Raw genomic sequence first — 21,054 nt, 5'->3', positions numbered from 1 at the left:
GCGTCAACTCGAAGTAACTTTATTGTCTTCAAATGAATATCGCCAGCTGGCGGATTCAAAGTCAAATGGATCGGAAAAAACCGTGTTCGCCTTGAAATTTTCTTTGAAAAAGGAAATTAATGGCAATGCTGAAGCCAAATCAAACTTTCTGTGCGCACGTCCATTTTTGTATCCGACCTTAGAGAGAATGTCGTCGGGAATTTCAATGGCGGATTTTCCGAAGTAGTAGAAGTTATCCGAAACTAATACAGCATTTGACTGGGTGTCGTTTTTAATGTTGTGTTGATTGGGGTCGCCATTAGGATGGCTGTGATGCGAGTTTTCCTGATGCCATTGCCCATTTTCTGTATGATAGATGTTGTCTCCTACTAGCATTTTGCTACTACCGTTGCGAACTGGTTTTTTGTCTTGATATTTAGGACTTAACCAATATTCGTCAAATGTGATGGATTGGGAGATTTCCATGGCAAAAATGCAGCGCCCTGTTGCCTTTAATCGGCCTCCTCCCATGCCGATAACCCAGTCTCCTTTTTTTGCAACCCGTCTAATTACGGGTTTGCAAGTAGCTAACGTGCATGATCCGTGAAAAGGGTTTGGAGCGAACCCAAAGTCACGATCAACGACATACATGTACGCAGTTGGCATTTTAGCAATTTGATGTTTTTGATGTTGCTTGCTGGCGAGTTGTGCCGTCGGGCGTTTCAAATATATTTTTCCCACTGTCGACGGCATTTTTTATGCTTTCTGAATTCCATCCGACAATTGCTGAGGCATATTTTTCGAGGCTTGCGGGGACATCGTAGTTTTTTCCTCCTTGTTCGAAAACCCCGACAATTCTCTTTCCTTGAGCATTGGCCTGATCAATTTCCCAATTGACCCAAGGGCGCGTATGAGTTTTTTCTCCAATCAGCACCACTACAGTCGAGGACCAAGAAATTTTCATTCGCAAGAGGCGCTGAATTACTTTTTCTGCAACCAATCCCTTGTCGATTCGATCTTGATTTGCAGGCTTCGCACGAATAGAGCTGTTTCTGACGTCCCAGCCATTCGTTGACAGCAGCTTGGTGAATTTGTCGACTAAGCCATCATCTCGGTGGTGATGGCTGATAAATAAATGCCGACGATCTCCCGAGGAAGCCATGGCTATTCCTTATAGGTAATTTTTAAATTCCGAATTGCCTTATTTCTGCCGAAATTGGAATGTTCTCTGTTTCGTGTCAGAAATTCAGCCCCTGTCCAAGATTTGTTTATACATGTTTCCGCTTCTTTTCAAAAGCTCTTTTGGATCAACGGGGTGTTGAACTCGCTCACCGCTGTGTTTTGGCCATTGAATCCTTCTGTAGGTGGCTTGGCTGAGAGCGGGGCATTGGGCGTGCCGTGCCCCATATACTTCGTCGTCGCGCAACTAAGCGCGACCGGGTTTGGAAGCCCGTCGAAGTTCTGCGACGAAAGCCGCAGTCACCGCAACATGGTCTGCGGCTTTTCTGTTTGCGCCTCCAGTTTTTGGCGGCTCGAACGGGAAGGCGCGAGCCTTGCCGGTTCTCGTCAGAGCTTCCCGGTCTTCCAACCCGTTCGAGCTGCCGCCACCGTTTGGAAGCGGGTGCGGCGGTTGTTGCAAATCGAAGTTCTGAAAGGCCTCACATGGCTGAATCTGCATCCGCCCCCGCGCAACCCAGCGCCCGCCCCACATCCCCGTCCCCCGCTCTCGACGACCTCGCCCTTCAAACCTGCGACGACGCCGACACCCTCTACGAGGTCATGCGCGCCTACACCGCGCTGGAAAAGCTCGTGGACACCGCCGCCCTGAACGACAGCGAGGTGCTCGCCACCAACCGCACCGAGCTGAGCGCCTTGCTGCGCCTGCTCAACGAGGCGTTGATGGCGCGCATCGGCACCGTCAACTCAGCCGCCGCCGCCTTGCGCGAGGCCTTGCTGCTGCAGGCGCAAGCCGCGCCCACCCCCGCGTAACCAGTCAGCCAGCCAATTACCAGCTACCAGCAAGCAACCCTCAGGCAGCCGGCCCGCCCGGCTGCCCCGCGTTCTGCGTCTCCGCCAGCAGCCATTGCCTGAACGCCACCACGCGCGGGTCTTCGCTGCTCCCCTGCGGATACACCAAGTGGTATGCGTACGTCGGCGCCATGCTCACGCCAATGTCGAACAGCCTCACCAGCCGCCCCTGCGCCAGGTCGGCCGCAATCATGTCCAGGTCGGCCAGCCCCACGGCGCCGCCTTCCATCACGGCCTGCACCACGTAGCCCGAATCTGAAAACCCCACGCACCGGCTGTCGTCGAAGTCGCCGATGCCGGCCGCCGCCATCCACATGCGCCAGTTGGGCCAGGTCATGGTGTCGGTCTTCCAGTCGACGTAGCACAGCGTGTGGTTGAACAGGTCGCGCGGCTCGTTCAGCGGCGGCCCGGTTTCCAGCAGCTTGGGGCTGCACACGGGCACGATGCTCAGCTCGAAGAGCCGGTCGGCGTGCGCGCCTTCGTACTGCCCGGTGCCAAAGCGGATGGCCAAGTCGATGTCGTCGGCCTCGAAGCTGCGCAGCGCGTCGCTGATGTCGAAGGTCAGCTCCAGCCCCGGGTGGGCGGCCCTGAAGCGCGACAGCTTGGGCAGCAGCCAGTTGGTGGCAAAGCGCGGGCTCAGCGACACGCGCAGGTGCGCCGCGCTGCGGGTGAGCCGGCGGGCGCGGCCGGCGGCGCGGTGCAGGGTGTCCAGCGCGTCGGCGGTGGCCTCGAACAGCACGGCGCCGGCGGGCGTGAGCTGAATGCTGCGGCTGGTGCGGGTGAAGAGCACCACGCCCAGCTGGTCTTCAATGTCCTTGATCTGGTAGCTCACGGCCGCGGGCGTGAGCCCCACCTCGTCGGCCGCGCGGGTGAAGTTCAGGTGCCGCGCGGCGGCCTCGAAGGTTCGCAGGGCGCGCGTTCCCGGCAGCATGCGGTGGGGGGTGCTCTGCATGTGGATCTTCAAGCTCCGTTTGATGGTTCGTTGAGAACTACTCGTTTTTCAAGCCGCGCACGGCGGGGGACGATGCAGCCAGTCGAAGAAACGAAGCGACTGGTTGTTTTTGATTGAGCCGATTGGAGTGAATGAATGTCTGCCAGCTTGACCCCGTGCGATGCACGCCCCGGCCCCGGCCTCTGCAATGAAGGCGCCGCTGTCGCCTGCGCTATCGGTGCTGTCGGTGCCGCCACGGGAACCCACCCCGACCCCCTGCACTGGCCCGCGCGCATGTGGATGGCGCTGCTGATCTTCAGCGGCGTGATTCTGCTCGATGGGCTGGACATCTCAATGATCGTGGTGGCAATCCCGCAGATTCAGCAAGAGTTCGGCATGGGCGCTGCCGCGGCGCAGTGGCTGGTCAGCGCGTACATCCTGGCGTTTGGCGGCTTTCTGCTGCTGGGCGGGCGCTGTGCTGATTTGTTCGGCCGCAGGCGGGTGCTGGTGGTGGGGCTGGCGGTGTTTGCGCTGGTGTCGGTGGGCGGCGTGTTTGCCAGCGATGCGGTGCTGTTGATTGCCTCGCGCTTCGCGAAGGGCATGGCCGCGGGCTTCACGGGGCCGGCCGCGATGTCGCTGCTGACGACCACCTTCGCGGAGGGGCCGGCGCGCAACAAGGCGTTCGGCATCTTCAACCTGTTCGAGGCCTCGGGGTACTCGTCGGGCCTGCTGATCGGCGGGCTGCTGGCGGCGCTGAACTGGCGCTACATCTTCGTGCTGCCGATTCCGGTGGCGGTGCTGTTGCTGCTGGCCGCGCTGCGCTATGTGCCGGCCGATGCACCACGGCACGCATCGCAGGGCCCGCGGCCGAGGCTGGATGTGGGCGGCGCGCTCACGTTGCTGGCGGGCATGTTGCTGCTGGTGTTCACGGTGGTGTCGGCGCCGGAGGTGGGGTGGGTGTCATGGCGCACGCTGGGCGGGTTCGGGGTGGCGGTGGCGTTGCTGGCGCTGTTCGTGGTCATCGAGCGCACGGTGAAGGAGCCGCTGGTGCGCCTGGGCATCTTCCGCAACCGGGGGCTGGTGGCGGCGAACATCAGCGCGGCGCTGCTGTATGGCGGTGCGGCGGGGTTTCAGTTCTTGATGGCGCTGTACCTGCAGAACATCCAGGGCTGGAAGCCGTGGCAGATGGCGCTGGTGCTGTTGCCGGCGGGGCTGATGGTGGTGGTCGTGGGCCCGAAGATCGGCGCGCTCATCAGCCGCTTTGGCGTGACGCGGGTGCTGATGGTGGGGCTGTCGGCCTTTGTGCCGTGCTATCTGCTGATGCTGCGCATGGGGCCTGAGCCTGATTTGTGGGGCGTGCTGTTGCCCGCATCGCTGCTGTGGGGCGTGGGCTTTGCGCTGAGCATCTCGGCGCTGATGGTGGCGGGCACGACGGGCGTGGCCGACGATGAGCAAGGGCTGGCGGCGGGGCTGCTGAACAGTTCGCTGCAGGTGGGCGGGGCGTGTGGGCTGGCGGTGCTGACGGCGGCGATTGCGCCGGGGACTGCGTTGGCGATGCTGTACCCGGGTGTCGGGGTGATCTTGGGGTTTGCTGTGTTGACGCTGTTGGCTCAGGTGATTCGGGGGAAGGGGTGAGGGCTGTTGTTGCTGCTGCGGCGGCTGCTGCTGTTCAGGGCGGCGCTCACGCCGACGGGGTACCTTGCTCCGCGAATGTCCCCCGGCCTGCGGCCTCCTCCTTTATTTCGCTGCGCAATGCACCCCATCGGCGTGAGCGCGTTTGGCGCGGCCTCTTGATCGGCCAGCACGGCGGCCGCGCTCTTTCGGTCAGCGGCGGGGTTCGATCTGGATGGAGTCGAAGGTCTCTTGCAAACGGGCGGCTTGCTTGAGCGAGCCGGTCTTGATCTCCCGGCCGGCGCTGTCCAGGAACCGGGTGTTCGTCTGCACGATGAGCGTCACGGGCACATCACCACTCGCGTCATGCCACGTCGCCATGAACTCGTAAGGCCCCATGCGGGTGCCGCCGAGCCGTGGCATCGCTTGGTCAGAGATGCGTGTGCCTGAACCCGCATCGGTGACCTGGAGCGTGCCGAGCAGGAATTTCTCGAACGCCGGTTTGGCCTTGAGCATGGGCAGCACGTCTGCCTTGAAGCTGACGGTGCCGTCCGCCCAGGCGGGCAGGACGGCAAGGCAAAGTACGCTGAGCGCGAGGAGCATCGGGCCGTACGGTGGCTTCATGGAGGGCATCGTGGTCACGTTCGCATGAATCGATGGATCAGAAAGTCAAAAGACGTTCCGTTCTGGAATCGTTCGGTGGTGACTTCGAAATGCAACAGATCGTTCGGAAGCGTGGTGAGCATGAAGTTCGCCTGGCTGGTCGATTCGCATGCGATCCAACGCGCGATAGCCAGCGCATGCGGGGGGACAAAGAACGCTGCTTGTGCCGGCTCGTCGCCAAGCACCAGGAACGGAGACGAACCTCAAGCAATGCAGCCCAGATAGCTTGGCTCATCGCACGCTCTCTCGTAGTCGGTCTCTGCGGCTCCGGTGGAACTTCCCCGTGTGCCGCGCCACTGCCTTTCCGAATGAGCCGCGGCACAGGCAAAAGGCGCTCCGTCGGTATAGATCCATTTCATGTGAGGTCGCGGGCCTGGTTCAAGTTGTTTGGTCTGGGCAAATGGGGAAACACCTCGATGCCAAGGCGAACCCCAAGCCCTGCCGCCAGAGCCATCGTCGATGGCAAAAGATCGGCGCCGATGTTGATCGTCCCGGGAAGCTGCACGATCACATGCAGTTCACCCCCGGCCGAAATCAGCCGCGACACGAACTCATGCTTTGTGCCCAGCCACTCCAGGACTTGCTGCACTTCGTCGAAGAAGTTGCGCTTTTCCTCCGTCCAGGACGTATGGGTCCACATCGAGAAATCGTTGAAGTCCTTTTCGCCGGCATTCCAGGAATGGTCTGGGCGCATGTCGAGCGCCGCAGAAATCTCTTCTGCTGGCATGAGCGTGTTTCTGACGAGGAGACGAACGCCGTAGTAGCTGCAGTGGTCGTCTTCGGCTGCACTGCCGTGTTGCTTCTTCATGTCTCGCCTCCTGTGTGATCTTGTCAACGGCAAAGGTCGGCTGCCGCTGCCTGCAACTGGGCCACGAAGTCGGCGAGCGGAACGCGTATTTCCCCTGCCCCGTCTTTCACGGGAAACGACACGCAGACATTCTCCCGGCTCTGCTCGCGGTCCAGCAGCAACAGGAACTGCCCGCCGAAGCTCATCTCCGCCACGAGGTGTTCGTGCTCGGGGTCGCTCAGGATCGTGGCTTGCCAGTTGCCATTCTTCATGCGTGAGCCTTCATGTTGCATCGTCTCTTGACTTAGCGATCTTGACGCCAGAGGGGTCTGGTGCCGCCGTTCGACTTTCAATTTCCATCGGGAGCAAGACGAACGCCGTCGCGCGTCATGTAGCAATCCACAAACCCAGCTATTTCCCCGGGCGCGTAGATCGTCAGGAAAGACTCGTTCGGTGCAACGGTAAAAGTCGTGTTCGTCGTCGCGTCATCACAGATCGCATGAACCTCGACGCGCTGACCGGCCTGAACAATGAAGTACTCGGAAAGCGGCTCCAGCAAGATCTTGAACGGTTCGGCCCGCTCGTTCTGCAGCGGCAACCTCAAGTGAAGATTCGGCACGTTGGCTCCTGTTCGAATGGCATGTGTTCCCGGGCCGAACATAGCCGAACTGGTCAGTCGCCGTCGCATGTAAGGCCTGCGCCGGCAGCGCTGGCGTTGCTGGCGCAGGTGATTCGGGGAAGCGGTGGGCGTAGCTCAAGGCGCGGGCCGTGCCCCGCGCGCACCCCGAACAACAGCCCTCAGTTCCGCGCCGGAAAAATGCTCTTCTTCACCAGCGCATGCACCCCCCAGTTGCCATCGACAACCTGCGTGATCCCGAAGTCCACAGCAATCGACATCAGCGAAATCGCCTCGTCCTCCCCCAGCCCTTGCGTGGTCATGAGGAAGTGCCGCATCTTGTGATACGCGTCCCTCAGCGCCAGGTCGACCGACGATTTCTTGAATATCTGGTTCTGCGCATCCGGCCCCAGCTCGGCCAGGTAGTTGGCATAGCTGAAACCGTGCAGCAGCCATTCGTCCTGCGTCTCCAGCAGCGGATAACGCAGCTCGGCCAGCGGCGTGCCCGGCAGGCTCGCCTTCTTGTGCAGGATGAGCTGGAACGTGCCCGTCAACGAACATTCGATGGCCGTGCCGCACAGCTCCGAATCGCCCTGCGACGCATGCGGGTCGCCCACCGTGAACATCGCGCCCGGCGCCGCCACGGGGAAGTACATGGTCGCGCCCTTGCCGATGCGCCAGTTGTCGATGTTGCCGCCCGTGTAGCTCGGCGGAATGGAGCTGACCATGTCCGCCTCCGCCGGCGCCACGCCGATGGTGCCGAAGTGCGGGCGCACCGGCACGCGGATGTTCTTCAGCACGTTCTCGTTCTTGCTGATGGTGCGGTGGTCCACCGGCACGCCCGGGTAGTCGATGGTCGGGTGCACCACGCCGAAGGGGTCGGTCTGCGGCGTCCAGCGAAAGTTGTAGACCGCGCGCGCCCAGTTGCGCTCGCCGGTCACGTCGACCTCGTAGATGGTGACGACCTCACGCTTCCTGGGCTCGGTGAGGGTGTCGCCGTAGTGAAAGCCCCAGTTGGCCGCGGCGTTGCTGCCGAAGGCGCGGCCCTTGTACTTGGGGTTGCCCGAAGGGCGGGGCACCACGTCGATGATGCGCACTTCCAGAATGTCGCCCGGCTCCGCGTCTTTCACGCGCACGGGGCCGGTGCAGATGTGCACGCCCTGGCCGCCGCCCGCGCCGTTCTTGGCGTCCATGGGGCCGGCGCCGCGCCGGTTGACGCCCTTGCGCTGCTTGTCCCAGAAGAACACGCTCTCCGCGCCCGCGTCGCCCTGCACCATGCGCTCGGCGTCGTCGTTGGCGTGGTGGGTGAGGGTCTCGATGGTCACGTAGTCGCCCGACTCCACCTCCACCACCGGCTTGGCGATCTTGCTGAAGTAGCCCCACAGCACGGTGTTGGCCGCGGCGGGAATGTAGTAGTGGCTGGCCATGTTGCTGCCGGGTTGCGCGCTCGATGCGCCCTGGGCAAAGGCCTTGCCTGGCGCCATGGCACCGGTCAGCGCGCCGGCCGAAACGGCGCCGCCGCCGACCACCATGGCGTCGCGCAGGAAGGAGCGGCGCGCCACCTGAAACTCTTCCTTGATGAGCTTTTCTTCGGCGGGCGAGGCGCCGTGGCTGCAGGTCGGGCTGCAGATGTGGTCGTACTTGGGGGTGGTCATTCGGGGCGCTCCTTGAAAGCCGGTTGATGTGCGGCCCCAGTCTCGAAGCGGTGCGGCGTTTGGGCCTTGTCGGCAGGCGCACAAAAACTTGTAGCGCGGCCGCAGTGGGTCGATTGGCGGGCGAATGCCTTGCATGCCGGCGCCCGGCGCGGTCATAGTCCAGCCCTGATGCTGGACGACCTTCGACGCTTTTCTACCGACGCCTTTCCCGAGGCATTGCGCCAGTCCGCGCTGGACGAAGTGCTGGCCCGCGCGCTGGTGCGCAGCGAGGCGGCTGCTTCTGCTGCTTCTGCCGTGGGGCAGGGGCTGCCGCCGCTCGCGGGGCATGTGTCGTCGCGCAGCTCCACGCTCGACTCGGTGTTCGTGCGGCTCGCGTCGTCGCCGCTGGTGCTGGTGCCCGATGGCGGCAACGCGCGGCATTCGGGGCGCGCGGTGGTGCTGTTCGTGCTGCTCAAGGGCAGCGGCGTGCTGGAAGAGCAGGGCGCATCGGTCGCGCTGGCCGCCAACGCGGCCGTGCTGCTCGACCCCGCGCAACCTTGGCGGCTCGACCTGCGCACCGACTGCCGCGCGCTGCTGGTCAAGTTCGAATCGGCGAGTTTCCTGTTGCGGCTGGTGCGCACCTGCAGCGCGGAGGCCAAGCGCATCACGCCCGCGCACGGCGTCGGCGCCATGTGCCTGACCATGGCCGAATCGCTGGCCGAGCAGATCGATCACCTGGGGCGCGACGACCTGCTGTCGGTCGAGGCCACGCTGACGGACCTGCTGGTCACCTGCCTGTCGCGCGAGGCGGAAGATGTGGGCGGGGTGGACGGGGCGGGCGATCTTGCCGAACCTTCGGACCATCCGACCTCGGTGCAACTGAGCCACCTGCGCCGCATCTGCCGCACCATCGAGGCGCGGCTGGGCGATGCGGAGCTGTCCATCGAGAGCGTCGCGCGGGTCGAGGGGCTGTCGACGCGCTACCTGCAGAAGCTCTTCAAGGTTGGCGCGACCAGCTTCAGCGAGTACCTGCGCGAGCGCCGGCTGGAGCGCTGCAAGCTCGACCTGGCCAACCGCGCGCTGAACCACTTCACGATTTCGGCGCTGTGCTTTCGGTGGGGCTTTGGCGATGCGGCCAATTTCAGCCGGGCGTTCACGGCGCGCTATGGCGTGTCGCCGAAGGCGTATCGCGCGCAGCCGGTGTCGCAGGCCGATGCGCTGCATGACCAGCGCGGGCGGCCGTTGAAGGGCAGCGAGGTTAAGCCGGCCGCGGACGCCGCGCCGGCACGCACGCCGCACAGCCCCTTCCAGGCGCTGCTGCGCGACCACGCCCGCTATGCCGTGGCGCTGGCGTTGACGCCGAAGCGCTCGGCTTCGACTTCCACTTCGGCTTCAACCGAGGACGGCGCCACGCCCAACCACTATTACCTGCCCGTGTCCGACAAGACCGTGCACTGGGGCTATCTGAGCCGTTCGCTGAAGCCGGTGATTTCGGTGCGCTCGGGCGACGTGGTGACCATCGAGACGCTCACGCAGCACGCCAGCGACGACCGCGAACGGATGATCGACGGCGACCCCGGCGCGGAGAGCGTCTTTCACTGGACGGCCGACAAGAAGGCCGTCGACCGGCGCGGCGCCGGGCCGATGGACGCATCGATCTTCGGGCGCGGCGCGGGCGAGGGCTTTGGCGTGCACATCTGCACCGGCCCGGTGTACGTGCACGACGCGGAGCCGGGCGACGTGCTCGAAATCCGCATCCTCGACGTGCAGCCCCGGCCGAGTTGCAGCGCGGCGTTTCACGGGCGCATCTTCGGCAGCAACGCGGCGGCGTGGTGGGGCTTTCACTACCGCGACCAGATCACCGAGCCGAAGCAGCGCGAGGTGGTCACCATCTACGAGATCGACAACGAAGCACCCGAAGCACCGGTGGCGCGTGCCGTCTACAACTTCCGCTGGACGCCGCAGACCGACCCCTTCGGCGTGAAGCACGACACCATCGACTACCCGGGCGTGCCGGTCGACCCCGAGACCATCGTCAAGCGCTTCGGCGTGCTCGAAAAGGCCCGCGTGCCGCTGCGCCCGCACTTCGGCATGCTGGCCGTGGCGCCGCGCGAGGCGGGGCTGGTCGACTCCATTCCGCCGGGCTACTTCGGCGGCAACCTGGACAACTGGCGCGCGGGCAAGGGCAGCAAGCTCTTCCTGCCGGTGTCGGTGCTCGGCGCGCTGTTCTCAGCGGGCGACCCGCATGCGTCGCAGGGCGACTCGGAGCTGTGCGGCACGGCCATCGAGTGTTCGCTGACGGGGGTGTTCCAGCTGGTGCTGCACAAGCGCTCGCAGATCGAGGGCGGGTTCCTGGCGGAGCTGAACTACCCGTTCCTGGAAACCGAGACCGAATGGGTGGTGCAGGGCTTCAGCTTCGCGAACCACCTGGCCGAGCTGGGGGCGGACGCGCAGGCGCAGATCTACAAGAAGTCGTCGCTGGAAGGGGCGATGCGGGACGCGTTCAACAAGACGCGCCGTTACCTGATGCAGGCGCACTCGTTGGATGAGGACGAGGCGGTGTCGCTGATTTCGGTGGCGGTGGACTTTGCCGTGACGCAGGTGGTGGATGGGAATTGGGGGGTGCACGCGGTGATCAAGAAGGCGCTGTTTCCTGCCGACCTGGCGGGGTGAGCGCTTTTCAGGGCGACCCGTGCACGCGCCCTGAAAAATCTTTTGCACCCCCTGCATCCAAACGCAGCCCTGGTGTGTAGACCCTTCAGCAGCGAGGAGCTGCCGACCTTCTACAACCCCAGGAGTTATTTCATGCACACCTCCCGTTCCACCCGCTCTATCGCCGTGCTCGGCGCCGTTTCCGCCGCCGCCTTCCTGACGGCCTGTGGCTCGATGTCCTCGGGCTCGATGGCGCCCGCCTTCAACCAGTCCAGCCTGCCGCCCACCATCCAGGTGCCGGCCGGCAACAAGGTCGCCATGGAAACCGTGGGCAAGGGCGACATCACCTACGAATGCCGCGACAAGGCCAACACCCCAGGCCAGACCGAGTGGGTGTTCGTCGGCCCCGACGCCAAGCTGTGGGACCGCAGCGGCAAGCAGGTCGGCAAGTACTACGGCCCGCCGGCCACCTGGGAGTCGATGGACGGCTCCAAGCTGACCGCCACGCAACTGGCCGTCGCACCCTCGGGTCCCACCAGCCTGCCGTTCCAGCTAGTCAAGGCCAACCCGGCCATGGGCTCGGGCGCGATGACGGGCGTGACCTACATCCAGCGCGTGGCCCTGCAAGGCGGCGTGGCACCGGCGGCCATGCCGTGCACCACGGCCACCAAGGGCCAGAAGCAGGTGGTGCAGTACCAGGCCGACTACATCTTCTGGAAGGCGTCCTGATCGACGTGCGATCCGGCGGGTGATTGGACGGCGAAGGCCGCCGGCTCCACTACCATCGGGCCGTGCAGAACCCGCCGCCCACCACGCCCACCACGTCCTTCGACTACGACGCCGCCCTCATGGCCTGCGCCCGCGGCGACCGCCATGCCCTGCAGCAGCTGTACCAGCGCGAAGGCCGCTACCTGATGGGCGTGGCGCTGCGCATCGTGCGCCAGCGCCAGCAGGCCGAAGACGTGCTGCACGACGCTTTCATCAGCATCTGGCAGCGCGCGGAAACCTTCAACCCGGCGCGCGGTGAAGGCCGCGGCTGGATCTACAGCGTGGTGCGCAACGCCGCGCTGAACATGGTGCGCAGCGGCGCGCGCCAGGTGCATGTGAGCGAAGACGCGGCCGAGGCCATCGACGACCAGGCGTCGCTCGCGGCGTATGCCTCGGCGGGCGACCCGTTCGAGCTGCGCGCCGACCTGGGCAAGCTCGAAGGCTGCCTGGGCGGGCTGGAGCCGGCGCGGCGCGACTGCATCCTGTATGCCTACGTGGAAGGCTGCTCGCACGGCGAGATCGCCGAGCGGCTGAACACGCCGCTGGGCACGGTGAAGTCGTGGATACAGCGCGGCATGCGCGCGCTGCGGGAGTGCATGGCATGAGCGCGACGGGCCACGAAAGCAATCGTTTCGAAGACATCGACGCGCTGGCGGGCGAGTACGTGCTGGGCACGCTCTCGGCCAGCGCACGCGCATCGGTGGAAGAGCGCATGCGCACGGAGCCCGCCCTGCACGACGCCGTGCAGGGCTGGGAAGCTCGGCTGCTGCCGCTGACGGCGCTGGCCGCGCCGGCGGAGCCCTCGCCCGCGCTGTGGACGCGCATCGAACGAACCTTGGGGCCGGTGACGGGCGCCACATCGGCGAAGGTCCAGCCGAGCGCGTCTCGTGCGTCGGGCCTGTCGGGCTGGTGGAACAACCTGCAGCTCTGGCGCGGCCTGGCCGCCGGCGGTTTCGCCGCCGCCGCGCTGATGGTGGCGGTGATGGTGACGCGCCCGCTGCCCACGCCGCAGTACATGGTGGTGCTGGTGGCGCCGCAGGACAAGGCGCCGGGCTGGGTGATCCAGACCAGTTCGTCTCGTCAGTTGAGCCTGGTGCCGCTGGGCACCTTCGAGGTGCCGCCGCAGAAAACGCTGCAGTTCTGGACCAAGGCCGACCAGTGGCGCGGCCCGGTGTCGCTGGGCCTGGTGAAGCAGGGCCAGACGCTGCGCATTCCGATCGACAAGCTGCCGCCGCTGGAAGCCAACCAGCTGTTCGAGCTGACGCTGGAGCCCGAGAACGGCTCGCCGATCGACCGGCCGACCGGGCCGATCCAGTTCATCGGGCGCGCGGTCAAGGTGCTGTAGCGGAAGCCTTCTGGCGTTCTGAGTCGCTCCTTCCCCTCCCGGGGGAAGGCCGGGATGGGGGCAGGCAGAGCGTCCACCGGATACGCCGCGTGCCCCCCACCCCCGCTCTCCCCCGGCAGGGGAGGGAGAGAGCCAAAAACCTCGGGCACATGGCTGACATCGCGGATGTTCGGGCACTGCAGATAATCCGCGCATGATTGCCCTCGATTGCTACTACAGCCTCTCCTCGCCCTGGGCCTACCTCGGCGGCCCGCAACTGCAGGACATCGTGCGCCGCCACCACGTGCGGCTCACGCTCAAGCCCTACGACTTCCAGGCGGTGGTGCCGCAGACCGGCGGCATTCCGCTGAAGACCCGGCCCGAGCCGCGCCGCACGTACCACGCGCTGGAACTGGCACGCTGGAGCGAGTACCTCGGCATGCCGATGAACCTGGCGCCCGCGCACTACCCCAAGGGTGCGCCGGGCGATCCGAACTGGAACAAGTACCCCGGCTGGATGGTGATTGCCGCGCAGCTGAAGGGGCTCGACGCGCAGCCGCTCTCGCATGCGCTGCTGCGCGCGCTGTGGGCGGAAGAGCGCGACACCTCGCAGGCCGACGTGCGCATTGCCGTGGCCATCGAGAACGGCTACGACGGCGCCTCGCTGCAGGCGCTGGAGCAGTCGGCCGAGACGCTGGCGGCCTACCGGGTCTACAGCGCCGAGGCGGTGGAAGCGGGCGTGTTCGGCGCGCCCACCTTCATCCTGAACGGCGAGCGCTTCTGGGGGCAGGACCGGCTGGCGTTCCTGGACCGGGCGCTGGACAAGCTGCGCTCAGCCTAGTAGTCGTCGCCCTGGAGCACCGACTGCGCGGCGGTTCGCACGCGCTCGTCGGTGTCGTGAAGCGCCGCGTGCTCCACCGCCGCATGCCACGGCTGGCCGGCGGCCTTCCAGTAGCCGATGCTGCGGGCGGCTTGCCAGCGCACGTCGGCGTTGTCGTCTTTCGCTAGGCGCTCGGCCAGCACGGGCAGCAGGCGCTGGCCGATGGCATCGCCCAGCCCGCGCTCCCAGCAGAGGCTGGCCGCATGCCGGCGCACGAAGGCGTGGGGCGAGGCCAGGCCGCGCAGGGCTTCGTCGACCTCACCCGCGCGCAGTTCGCAGTAGCCGCTGCCGGGGCGCAGGATGTCGAGCACCAGTTTGACCGTGGCCGGCGGGCCTTCAAGCAGCGCCTCGAGCGTCCGGTAGTCCAGCGGCAGCGGCGTGGGGTCGCGGAACGACGAGTAGGGCGCGCACAGGCCTTCGATGGCCATCCTGGCCGCATCGGTTTCACCGCCGCCGGCCTGTTCCAGTTGCGCCAGCAGCCAGTCGCTTTGCCCCAGGTAGGCCAGCGCCCGCGCGGCCCAGGCACGGCCGGGCTCGTCGCGCGACGTGGCCATTTGGGTCTTCAGCGCGTCCAGCACCTCGGGGGTGGCCACGCCGATGCGCCCGAGCAGCATCGCGCCGTCCCAGCCGTGCTTGCTCCTGCTCCTGCCGTGGTCCATGCGCGCGAGCAGCGCCGGCACCGCGGGCGCGCCGATGGCGCAGAGCTGTTCGGTGGCTTCCTCGGAGCCGATGGCGCCGTCGTTGCGGTGCAGGCGGCCTACCAGAAAGTCGATGCGTTCGGCCTCGGGCAAGGCGGCCACGCGCTGGCGTTCGCGGTCTTTCTTTTTCTCGTCCGGAAAGAGGCGGAAGAAGGCCTTGTCGCCGATGCAGCGCCGGGCCAGGTCGGTCGCATATTCCTCGTCGTGCACGAAGACGACGAAATCGGGCGTGAGCTGGGATGCGTGGGGCGAGTCGCCGAGCGCCTCGCGCACCTTCTGCGAGGCGCTCACCAGCATGTCGAAGCAGTCTTTCTCGGCCTGCAGCCAGCCGGCGCGCGAGGCCTGGCGGGCGGCCTTGTCGGCCGCGCCGGCGGCTTGGTTGAGCGCGTCGCTCTCGAAGTCGACGAGTTCGTGGTCCCAGTCGGCGGGGTTCCAGTCGGCGTCCCAGAAGTCGCCAGAGGCTTCTTCTTCGTCTTCGCGCGCGGCCACGGTGTTGGCGCCCAGCGAGGGCAGGCTGATGGTGCCGTCGCGCTCGCGGTACACGCCGTGGAAGGCGGCCACGTAGAACTGGTCGTCGGGGTTGTCGGCCAGCAACTCGCGCAGCGCACGCAGCGCGTCCTCGACGATCAGCGGTTCCAGCGCTTTCCAGTGACTCATGCAGGCCTCTCCCTTGGGGTTTCGTTTGGGCCTGCGATCGTAAAGGGCGGTGCCGGTGGCGATAATCCCGGGGATGCGAATCCGCTTTACCAAGATGCAGGGAGCCGGCAACGATTTCGTCGTGCTGGACGAAACACGCGGCACGCTGGGCCTCAGCGCCGCGCAGTACCGCTTTCTGGCCGACCGCCATTTCGGCGTCGGCGCCGATCAGATCCTCACGGTGCGGCCTTCGCCGGCCGAGGGCATCGACTTTCAATACGTCATTCACAACGCCGACGGCGGCGAGGTGGAGCAGTGCGGCAACGGCGCGCGCTGCTTCATGCGCTTCGTCAGCGAACACAAGCTGACCGAGAAGACCGAGGTGCGCGTGCAGACGCTGGCCGGCGTGATTGCGCCGCGCATGGGCGCCGACGGCCGCGTCACCGTGGACATGGGCGCCCCCGTCTTCGAACCCGAACGCGTGCCCTTCGACCCTGCCGGGCTCGACGCGCAGCCCGACGGTTCGTGGGAAAAGTGGCACCTTGCGCTGGGTACGCGTGCGGGCAGCGCTATCGTTTCCGTAGCGGTTCTGTCCATGGGCAACCCGCACGCGGTGCAGGTGGTCGACAACGTCGACACCGCCCCGGTGGCCGAGCAGGGCCCGCAGATCGAGCATCACCCGCGTTTTCCGCAGCGGGTGAACGCGGGCTTCATGCAGGTGGTGGACCGCTCACACATCAAGCTGCGGGTGTTCGAGCGCGGCGCCGGCGAAACGCTGGCCTGCGGCACGGGCGCGTGCGCGGCGGTGGTGGCGGGCATCCGGCTCGGGCTGCTGGAGCGGCGGGTCGATGTGCAGACGCACGGCGGCGCGCTCACGATCGAGTGGCAGGGAGAAGGCCAGCCGGTGCTGATGACGGGGCCGGCCACGACGGTGTTCGAGGGCGACATCGAGGTACCCGAGCTGCCATGACCACTTTCACGAACAACAACGACGCCAACGCCATGAACCCGATCACCGAAGACGACATCGCCAACTACCTGGCGAACACGCCCGACTTCTTCGAGCGCCATGCCCAGTTGCTGGCGCAGGTGCAGCTCACCAGCCCGCACGGCAACCGCGCCGTGAGCCTGCAGGAGCGCCAGGCCGAGATGCTGCGCGAGAAGATCAAGGCGCTGGAGCATCGCCTGATGGACATGGTGCGCCACGGCACCGAGAACGTGGTCATTGCCGACCGCCTGCAGCGCTGGACCAGCGGCCTCTTGACCACGCGCGACCCGCGCAGCCTGCCGTACCGCATTGCGGTCGACCTGCAGTCGCTGTTCCTGGTGCCGCAGACGGCCATCAAGGTGTGGGACTGCAGCAGCGAATACCTGAACGAGGCCTATGCCCAGTGGGTGAGCGACGACGTGAAGGCGCTGGCCACCTCGCTGACCTCGCCGTACTGCGGGCTCAACGCGGGCTTCGAGGCGGCCAACTGGCTGCCCGAGCCGCAGGCGGCGATGTCGATCGCGTTGATTCCGCTGCGCGCCGACGCCGAGTCGCCGGCCTTCGGCATGCTGGTGCTGGCGTCGCCCGACGCGCAGCGCTTCAACGCCGAGATGGGCACCGACTTTCTCGAGCGCATTGCCGAGCTGGCCTCGGGCGGACTTTCGCGGCTGCGTCCTTGAAACGCCCGCGCTGGTTGCGGCGGCCCTGGCAGGTCGTGCTGGCCGGCGGGTTGCTGGCCGGTGTGCTGGCCTACGTGGCCATCGGTGCCTTCATCTGGTGGCATGCCCAGGGGCTGCTCGCGCACCCGCCGCAGCGCCAGGCCGACGCGGCATTGGTGCTCGGCAGCCGCGCCTACCTCGACGGCAAGCCGCACCCCTGCCTGGCGGGGCGGGTCGATACCGCGGTGGCACTGGCAAAGACCGGGCTGGTGCGGCAACTCGCCTTTTCGGGCGGTGTCGATTCCGAAGACGGCCGCACCGAGGCCACGGCCATGAAGGAGCGCGCCGTGACGGCGGGCTTTGCCGGGCCGATGCTGCTGGAGCCGGCCTCGACCTCGACGCGGCTCAACCTGTCGCTGTCGCGCCCGATGCTGCTGGCGGCCGGCGTGCGCAGCGTGGTGATCGTGTCGGAGCCGTTTCACCTGTGGCGCATCGAGCGGCTGGTGAAGATGAGCGGCTTCGACCGGAGCTTCGACGTGCAGTACGCGGCGGCGCCCACGTCGTGCTGGAATGCGCTGGGGCCTTTGTCGAAGGGTGCATTGCGCGAGCCGGCAGCCATCGTGAACAATGCCTTCCGTGGCCTCCTCTTCTGAATCGCCGTTGCCGTTGCCGGCGGCCCAGCCCTTCCCGGCAGCACCCGACGCCTCCGGCTGGATCGAAAAATACCTCGAGCACGTGCGCGTGGAGCGCCGGCTCGCGGCCCGCACGCTCGAGCTCTACGCCTTCCACCTGAAATCGCTGACCGACAACGTGGCCGAGGCAAAGCTGTCGCTCGACCGCGTGCAGACCGCCCACGTGCGCCGCTGGATGGCGCAGCTGCATGCCTCGGGCCGCGAGCCGCGCGGCATTGCGCTGGTGCTGTCGTGCTGGCGCAGCTTCTACCGCTGGCTGGGCCATGAGGGCCTGATCGGCTTCAACCCGGTGCAGGACGTGCACGCCCCCAAGGCCGGCCGGCCGTTGCCCAAGGCGCTGGGCGTGGACGACGCGGTGCGCCTGGCCGAGCTGTACGACCCCGAGGCCGACCCCTGGACCGAGGCGCGCGACGGCGCCATCGTCGAGGTGCTGTACGGCTGCGGCCTGCGCGTGAGCGAGCTCACGGGGCTCGACGCGCAGCCCAGCGGCACGGCGCGCGGCTGGATCGACCTGGAGGCGCTCGACGCCAACGTGCTCGGCAAGGGCGGCAAGCGCCGCATCGTGCCGCTGGGCAGCAAGGCCGCCGAGGCGGTGCGCGACTGGCTGGCGGTGCGCGGCGACTGCGCTTCGATCACCGTGGCGCAGATGCGCGACCCGCAGGCCGCGGCCGCGCTCTTCATCGGCAGCAAGGGCACGCGCATGTCGTCTCAGGCGGTGTGGAAGCTGCTGCGCGAGCGCAGCCTGAAGGCCGGGCTGGCCGCGCCGGTGCACCCGCACATGCTGCGCCACTCATTCGCCAGCCACGTGCTGCAATCGAGCAGCGACCTGCGCGCGGTGCAGGAGCTGCTGGGCCACGCGAGCATCACGACCACGCAGGTCTATACGCGGCTGGATTTCCAGCACCTGGCCAAGGCCTACGACGCGGCTCACCCGCGCGCCAAGGCCAAGCCCGAGAACGACAAGTAAGCCAATCCCAATGAAAACCCTTCGCCTCAAACCCGGCAAAGAGCGCTCGATGCAGCGCCGCCACCCCTGGGTCTTCGAATCCGCCATTGCACGCGGCGGCGCCGACTCGGGCGAGACGGTGCGCGTGGAATCCCACGACGGCGCCTTCCTCGCCTGGGCCGCGTTCAGCCCGGTCTCCAAGATCCGCGCGCGGGCCTGGAGCTTCGTGGAAACGCAGCGCATCGACGCGGCCTTTCTGGCCTCGGTGTGCGCGCGCGCCGTGAACGCGCGCGGGCTGTTCGACCTGCAGAGCGACGGCGTGCGGCTGATCCACGGCGAGGCCGACGGCCTGCCGGGGCTGATCGTCGACCGCTACGGCAGCGGTCCTGAAGGCGTGCTGGTGGCGCAGTTTCTTTCCGCCGGCGTGGAGCGCTGGAAAGACGCGCTGGCCGACGCGCTGCTCGCGGCCACCGGTCTCACCAGGCTCTACGAGCGTTCCGACGCCAGCGGGCGCGAGCGCGAGGGCCTGAAGCCCGTGACGGGCTGGCTGCGCGGCGAAGGGCCGACGGAAATCGCCATTCGCGAGCACGGCTGGACGCTGTCGCTGGACATCGCCACCGGCCACAAGACCGGCTTCTACCTCGACCAGCGCGACAGCCGCCAGCGCTTTGCCGAGCTGGCGCAGCACCGGCGCTTCAGGCGCGTGCTGAACTGCTTCTGCTACACGGGCGGCTTCACCGTGGCGGCGCTGGCCGGGCTGAAGGCGGCCGGCGCGCTCGACGGCGCGGAGCTGGTGTCGGTCGATTCGTCGCTGCCCGCGCTGGAGCGCGCGCGCGCGAACCTGGCGCTCAACGGTTTCGAGGGGCAGGGCATCAAGGCGGAGTTCCTGGACGCCAACGTCAACACGATGCTGCGCGAGTTCGTCGACCAGGGCCGCACCTTCGACGCGATCGTGCTCGACCCGCCCAAGTTCGCGCCCACGGTGGCGCATGCCGAGCGCGCCGCGCGGGCCTACAAGGACATCAACCGGCTGGCGCTGAAGATCCTGGAGCCGGGCGGCGTGCTGCTGACCTTCTCGTGCTCGGGCGGCATCAGCGCCGACCTGTTCCACAAGATCGTGGCCTCGGCCGGGCTGGACGCGGGCGTCGACGGCTACATTGCCGAGCGCCTGGGCGCGGCGCCCGACCACCCGATGACCATCGAGTTTCCCGAGGGCGAGTACCTCAAGGGGCTGGTGGTGGTGCGCAAACCGCTTTGACGCGGTATTGACGGCGGCTTGAGCGGCCTTTTGCAGGGGGCTCAAAAGGGCGTTCGAGAGGGGCTCGAAGGGCCCTTGACCCTGCCGCCAACGCAACTCAGTGGCATTGGCTAAACTGCCCGGCAGGTCTTTTCAGCCTTCCCGCGCCTTTCTTTCGTCCCCATTTCCCCGTTTTCCGCTTCCGGAGCAACTCCCCCATGGCCCTCATTCCCGCGACCATCCTCACCGGCTTCCTCGGCTCGGGCAAGACGACCTTGCTCAAACGCATCCTGACCGAAGCCCACGGCCAGAAGATCGCGGTCATCGAGAACGAGTTCGGTGAAGAGAACATCGACAGCGACATCCTGGTGACCGAGTCGAAAGAGCAGATCGTTCAGATGAGCAACGGCTGCGTGTGCTGCACCATCCGCGAAGACCTGCGCGAAGCGCTGCAGATGCTGGCCGCCAAGAAGCGCCAGGGCCTGCTGGACTTCGACCGCGTGGTGATCGAGACCACCGGCCTGGCCGACCCCGGCCCCGTGGCGCAGACCTTCTTCATGGACGACGAGATCGCAGAGAGCTACCTGCTCGACTCGATCCTGACGCTGGTGGACGCCAAGCACGCGCCGCAGCAGCTCAACGACCGCCAGGAAGCGCGCCGCCAGGTGGGCTTTGCCGACCAGATCTTCATCAGCAAGAGCGAGCTGGTGTCGGCCGAGGAGACCGAGGCGCTGATTCACCGCCTGAAGCACATGAATCCGCGCGCGCCGCAGCAGAAGGCGCACTTCGGCGACGTGCCGCTGAAGGACATCTTCGACCTGCGCGGCTTCAACCTGAACGCCAAGCTGGACATCGACCCCGACTTCCTGAAGGAAGACGACCACGACCATGGGCATGACCATGCGGGCCATGACCACGCGCCCGGCGAGGCCTGCGACCACCCCTCGCACAAGCACGAAGGCCACGGCCATCACCACCACACGGACGACGACGTCAAGAGCTTCGTCTACAAGGCCGACCGCCCGTTCGACCCCGCCAAGCTGGAAGACTTCCTGGGCGCGATCGTGAACATCTACGGCCCGCGCATGCTGCGCTACAAGGGCGTGCTGAGCATGAAGGGCACCGAGCGCAAGGTGATCTTCCAGGGCGTGCACCAGCTGATGGGCAGCGACCTGGGCCCGGAATGGGGCAAGGACGAGGCGCGCCAGAGCCGCATGGTGTTCATCGGCATCGAGCTGCCGCGCGAGATCCTGGAGCAGGGGCTGGAGCAGTGCCTGGTCTGAGCTGAAGCGCCCGCGCAGAAGGAAAAAAGGCGCTGGCCTCGC

The 21,054-nt window shown here is 66.3% G+C and carries 22 protein-coding genes; 13 read left to right on the top strand and 9 right to left on the bottom strand.

From position 1 onward, the window contains the following. Positions 1-3 precede the first annotated feature (3 nt). Together BM013_RS10375 and BM013_RS10370 are read right to left on the bottom strand one after the other, a co-directional pair. The gene (locus tag BM013_RS10375; RefSeq protein WP_218153647.1) at positions 4-705 is read right to left on the bottom strand and encodes an Nmad2 family putative nucleotide modification protein; all 702 of its coding nucleotides are present in this window, start codon (positions 703-705) and stop codon (positions 4-6) included. Next, the gene (locus tag BM013_RS10370; RefSeq protein ID WP_143098258.1) at positions 647-1,141 is read right to left on the bottom strand and encodes a TIR domain-containing protein; all 495 of its coding nucleotides are present in this window, start codon (positions 1,139-1,141) and stop codon (positions 647-649) included. Before BM013_RS10370 ends, BM013_RS10375 begins: the two co-directional genes overlap by 59 nt. A 500-nt stretch (positions 1,142-1,641) precedes the next feature. Here BM013_RS10370 and BM013_RS10365 point away from each other — a divergent pair, with 500 nt between their 5' ends. After that, the gene (locus tag BM013_RS10365; protein WP_093126200.1) at positions 1,642-1,968 is read left to right on the top strand and encodes a hypothetical protein; all 327 of its coding nucleotides are present in this window, start codon (positions 1,642-1,644) and stop codon (positions 1,966-1,968) included. Positions 1,969-2,008: 40 nt separating this feature from the next. Here BM013_RS10365 and gcvA read toward each other — a convergent pair whose 3' ends face one another. Then, positions 2,009-2,959: a transcriptional regulator GcvA gene (gene gcvA, locus BM013_RS10360; RefSeq protein WP_093126198.1), complete on the bottom strand. Its 951-nt coding sequence runs from the start codon at positions 2,957-2,959 to the stop codon at positions 2,009-2,011. A 273-nt stretch (positions 2,960-3,232) separates the two neighbouring features. On the opposite strand from gcvA, the gene BM013_RS10355 reads away from it, so the two are divergent. Beyond that, a complete protein-coding gene (locus BM013_RS10355) occupies positions 3,233-4,573 on the top strand; it encodes an MFS transporter (RefSeq protein WP_256221447.1) in 1,341 nt (446 codons plus the stop codon). A gap of 189 nt (positions 4,574-4,762) precedes the next feature. On the opposite strand, the gene BM013_RS10350 is transcribed toward BM013_RS10355, so the two are convergent. From BM013_RS10350 to BM013_RS10325, 5 genes are all read right to left on the bottom strand, one after another. Then, positions 4,763-5,173: a hypothetical protein gene (locus BM013_RS10350; RefSeq protein ID WP_143098257.1), complete on the bottom strand. Its 411-nt coding sequence runs from the start codon at positions 5,171-5,173 to the stop codon at positions 4,763-4,765. A 394-nt stretch (positions 5,174-5,567) separates the two neighbouring features. After that, positions 5,568-6,020, bottom strand: coding sequence for a DUF4279 domain-containing protein (locus BM013_RS10340; protein WP_093126187.1), 453 nt, complete (start codon positions 6,018-6,020; stop codon positions 5,568-5,570). Between the two features lie 23 nt (positions 6,021-6,043). Then, on the bottom strand, positions 6,044-6,271 hold the full coding sequence (locus tag BM013_RS10335) for a hypothetical protein (RefSeq protein ID WP_093126185.1): 228 nt from the start codon (positions 6,269-6,271) through the stop codon (positions 6,044-6,046). Between the two features lie 77 nt (positions 6,272-6,348). Then, complete coding sequence (locus tag BM013_RS10330) at positions 6,349-6,618, bottom strand: hypothetical protein (protein WP_143098256.1); 270 nt, start codon at positions 6,616-6,618, stop codon at positions 6,349-6,351. Between the two features lie 179 nt (positions 6,619-6,797). After that, complete coding sequence (locus BM013_RS10325) at positions 6,798-8,270, bottom strand: acetamidase/formamidase family protein (protein ID WP_093126181.1); 1,473 nt, start codon at positions 8,268-8,270, stop codon at positions 6,798-6,800. A 168-nt stretch (positions 8,271-8,438) separates the two neighbouring features. On the opposite strand from BM013_RS10325, the gene BM013_RS10320 reads away from it, so the two are divergent. From BM013_RS10320 to BM013_RS10300, 5 genes are all read left to right on the top strand, one after another. Then, a complete protein-coding gene (locus BM013_RS10320) occupies positions 8,439-10,922 on the top strand; it encodes an acetamidase/formamidase family protein (RefSeq protein ID WP_093126178.1) in 2,484 nt (827 codons plus the stop codon). Positions 10,923-11,054: 132 nt separating this feature from the next. Further along, entirely contained in the window at positions 11,055-11,630 is a 576-nt protein-coding gene (locus BM013_RS10315; protein WP_093126176.1) for a DUF3455 domain-containing protein, read from the top strand. Between the two features lie 119 nt (positions 11,631-11,749). Continuing rightward, complete coding sequence (locus tag BM013_RS10310) at positions 11,750-12,274, top strand: sigma-70 family RNA polymerase sigma factor (RefSeq protein ID WP_371279915.1); 525 nt, start codon at positions 11,750-11,752, stop codon at positions 12,272-12,274. Then, positions 12,271-13,014, top strand: a complete 744-nt coding sequence (locus tag BM013_RS10305) for an anti-sigma factor (RefSeq protein WP_093126174.1) — start codon at positions 12,271-12,273, stop codon at positions 13,012-13,014. Before BM013_RS10310 ends, BM013_RS10305 begins: the two co-directional genes overlap by 4 nt. Before the next feature lie 193 nt (positions 13,015-13,207). Beyond that, positions 13,208-13,834 carry a 2-hydroxychromene-2-carboxylate isomerase gene (locus tag BM013_RS10300; protein ID WP_093126171.1) on the top strand — a complete coding sequence of 209 codons (627 nt, stop codon included), beginning with the start codon at positions 13,208-13,210 and terminating at the stop codon, positions 13,832-13,834. On the opposite strand, the gene BM013_RS10295 is transcribed toward BM013_RS10300, so the two are convergent. Next, positions 13,831-15,228, bottom strand: coding sequence for a HEAT repeat domain-containing protein (locus tag BM013_RS10295; RefSeq protein ID WP_093126169.1), 1,398 nt, complete (start codon positions 15,226-15,228; stop codon positions 13,831-13,833). The genes BM013_RS10300 and BM013_RS10295 overlap by 4 nt on opposite strands. A 73-nt stretch (positions 15,229-15,301) precedes the next feature. Between BM013_RS10295 and dapF the strand changes: the two genes are divergently transcribed. The 6 genes from dapF to BM013_RS10265 all read left to right on the top strand — a co-directional run bounded on the left by dapF (position 15,302) and on the right by BM013_RS10265 (position 21,012). After that, the gene (dapF, locus tag BM013_RS10290; protein ID WP_093126167.1) at positions 15,302-16,177 is read left to right on the top strand and encodes a diaminopimelate epimerase; all 876 of its coding nucleotides are present in this window, start codon (positions 15,302-15,304) and stop codon (positions 16,175-16,177) included. Then, positions 16,174-16,875, top strand: coding sequence for a DUF484 family protein (locus tag BM013_RS10285; protein WP_093126165.1), 702 nt, complete (start codon positions 16,174-16,176; stop codon positions 16,873-16,875). The genes dapF and BM013_RS10285 overlap by 4 nt, the downstream gene beginning before the upstream one ends. Continuing rightward, a complete protein-coding gene (locus BM013_RS10280; protein ID WP_093126163.1) occupies positions 16,872-17,507 on the top strand; it encodes a YdcF family protein in 636 nt (211 codons plus the stop codon). Before BM013_RS10285 ends, BM013_RS10280 begins: the two co-directional genes overlap by 4 nt. After that, positions 17,482-18,513 carry a tyrosine recombinase XerC gene (locus BM013_RS10275; RefSeq protein ID WP_371279834.1) on the top strand — a complete coding sequence of 344 codons (1,032 nt, stop codon included), beginning with the start codon at positions 17,482-17,484 and terminating at the stop codon, positions 18,511-18,513. Before BM013_RS10280 ends, BM013_RS10275 begins: the two co-directional genes overlap by 26 nt. Positions 18,514-18,523: 10 nt before the next feature. Continuing rightward, entirely contained in the window at positions 18,524-19,750 is a 1,227-nt protein-coding gene (locus BM013_RS10270; RefSeq protein ID WP_093126157.1) for a class I SAM-dependent rRNA methyltransferase, read from the top strand. Positions 19,751-19,947: 197 nt separating this feature from the next. Continuing rightward, positions 19,948-21,012, top strand: a complete 1,065-nt coding sequence (locus tag BM013_RS10265; protein ID WP_093126154.1) for a CobW family GTP-binding protein — start codon at positions 19,948-19,950, stop codon at positions 21,010-21,012. The last annotated feature ends 42 nt before the right edge of the window (positions 21,013-21,054 follow it).

It is taken from the genome of Variovorax sp. OK605 (assembly GCF_900115445.1).
Lineage (GTDB): Bacteria > Pseudomonadota > Gammaproteobacteria > Burkholderiales > Burkholderiaceae_C > Variovorax.
Note: the sequence above shows the minus strand (reverse complement) of the source record. Positions and strands in the feature narration are given on the sequence as shown.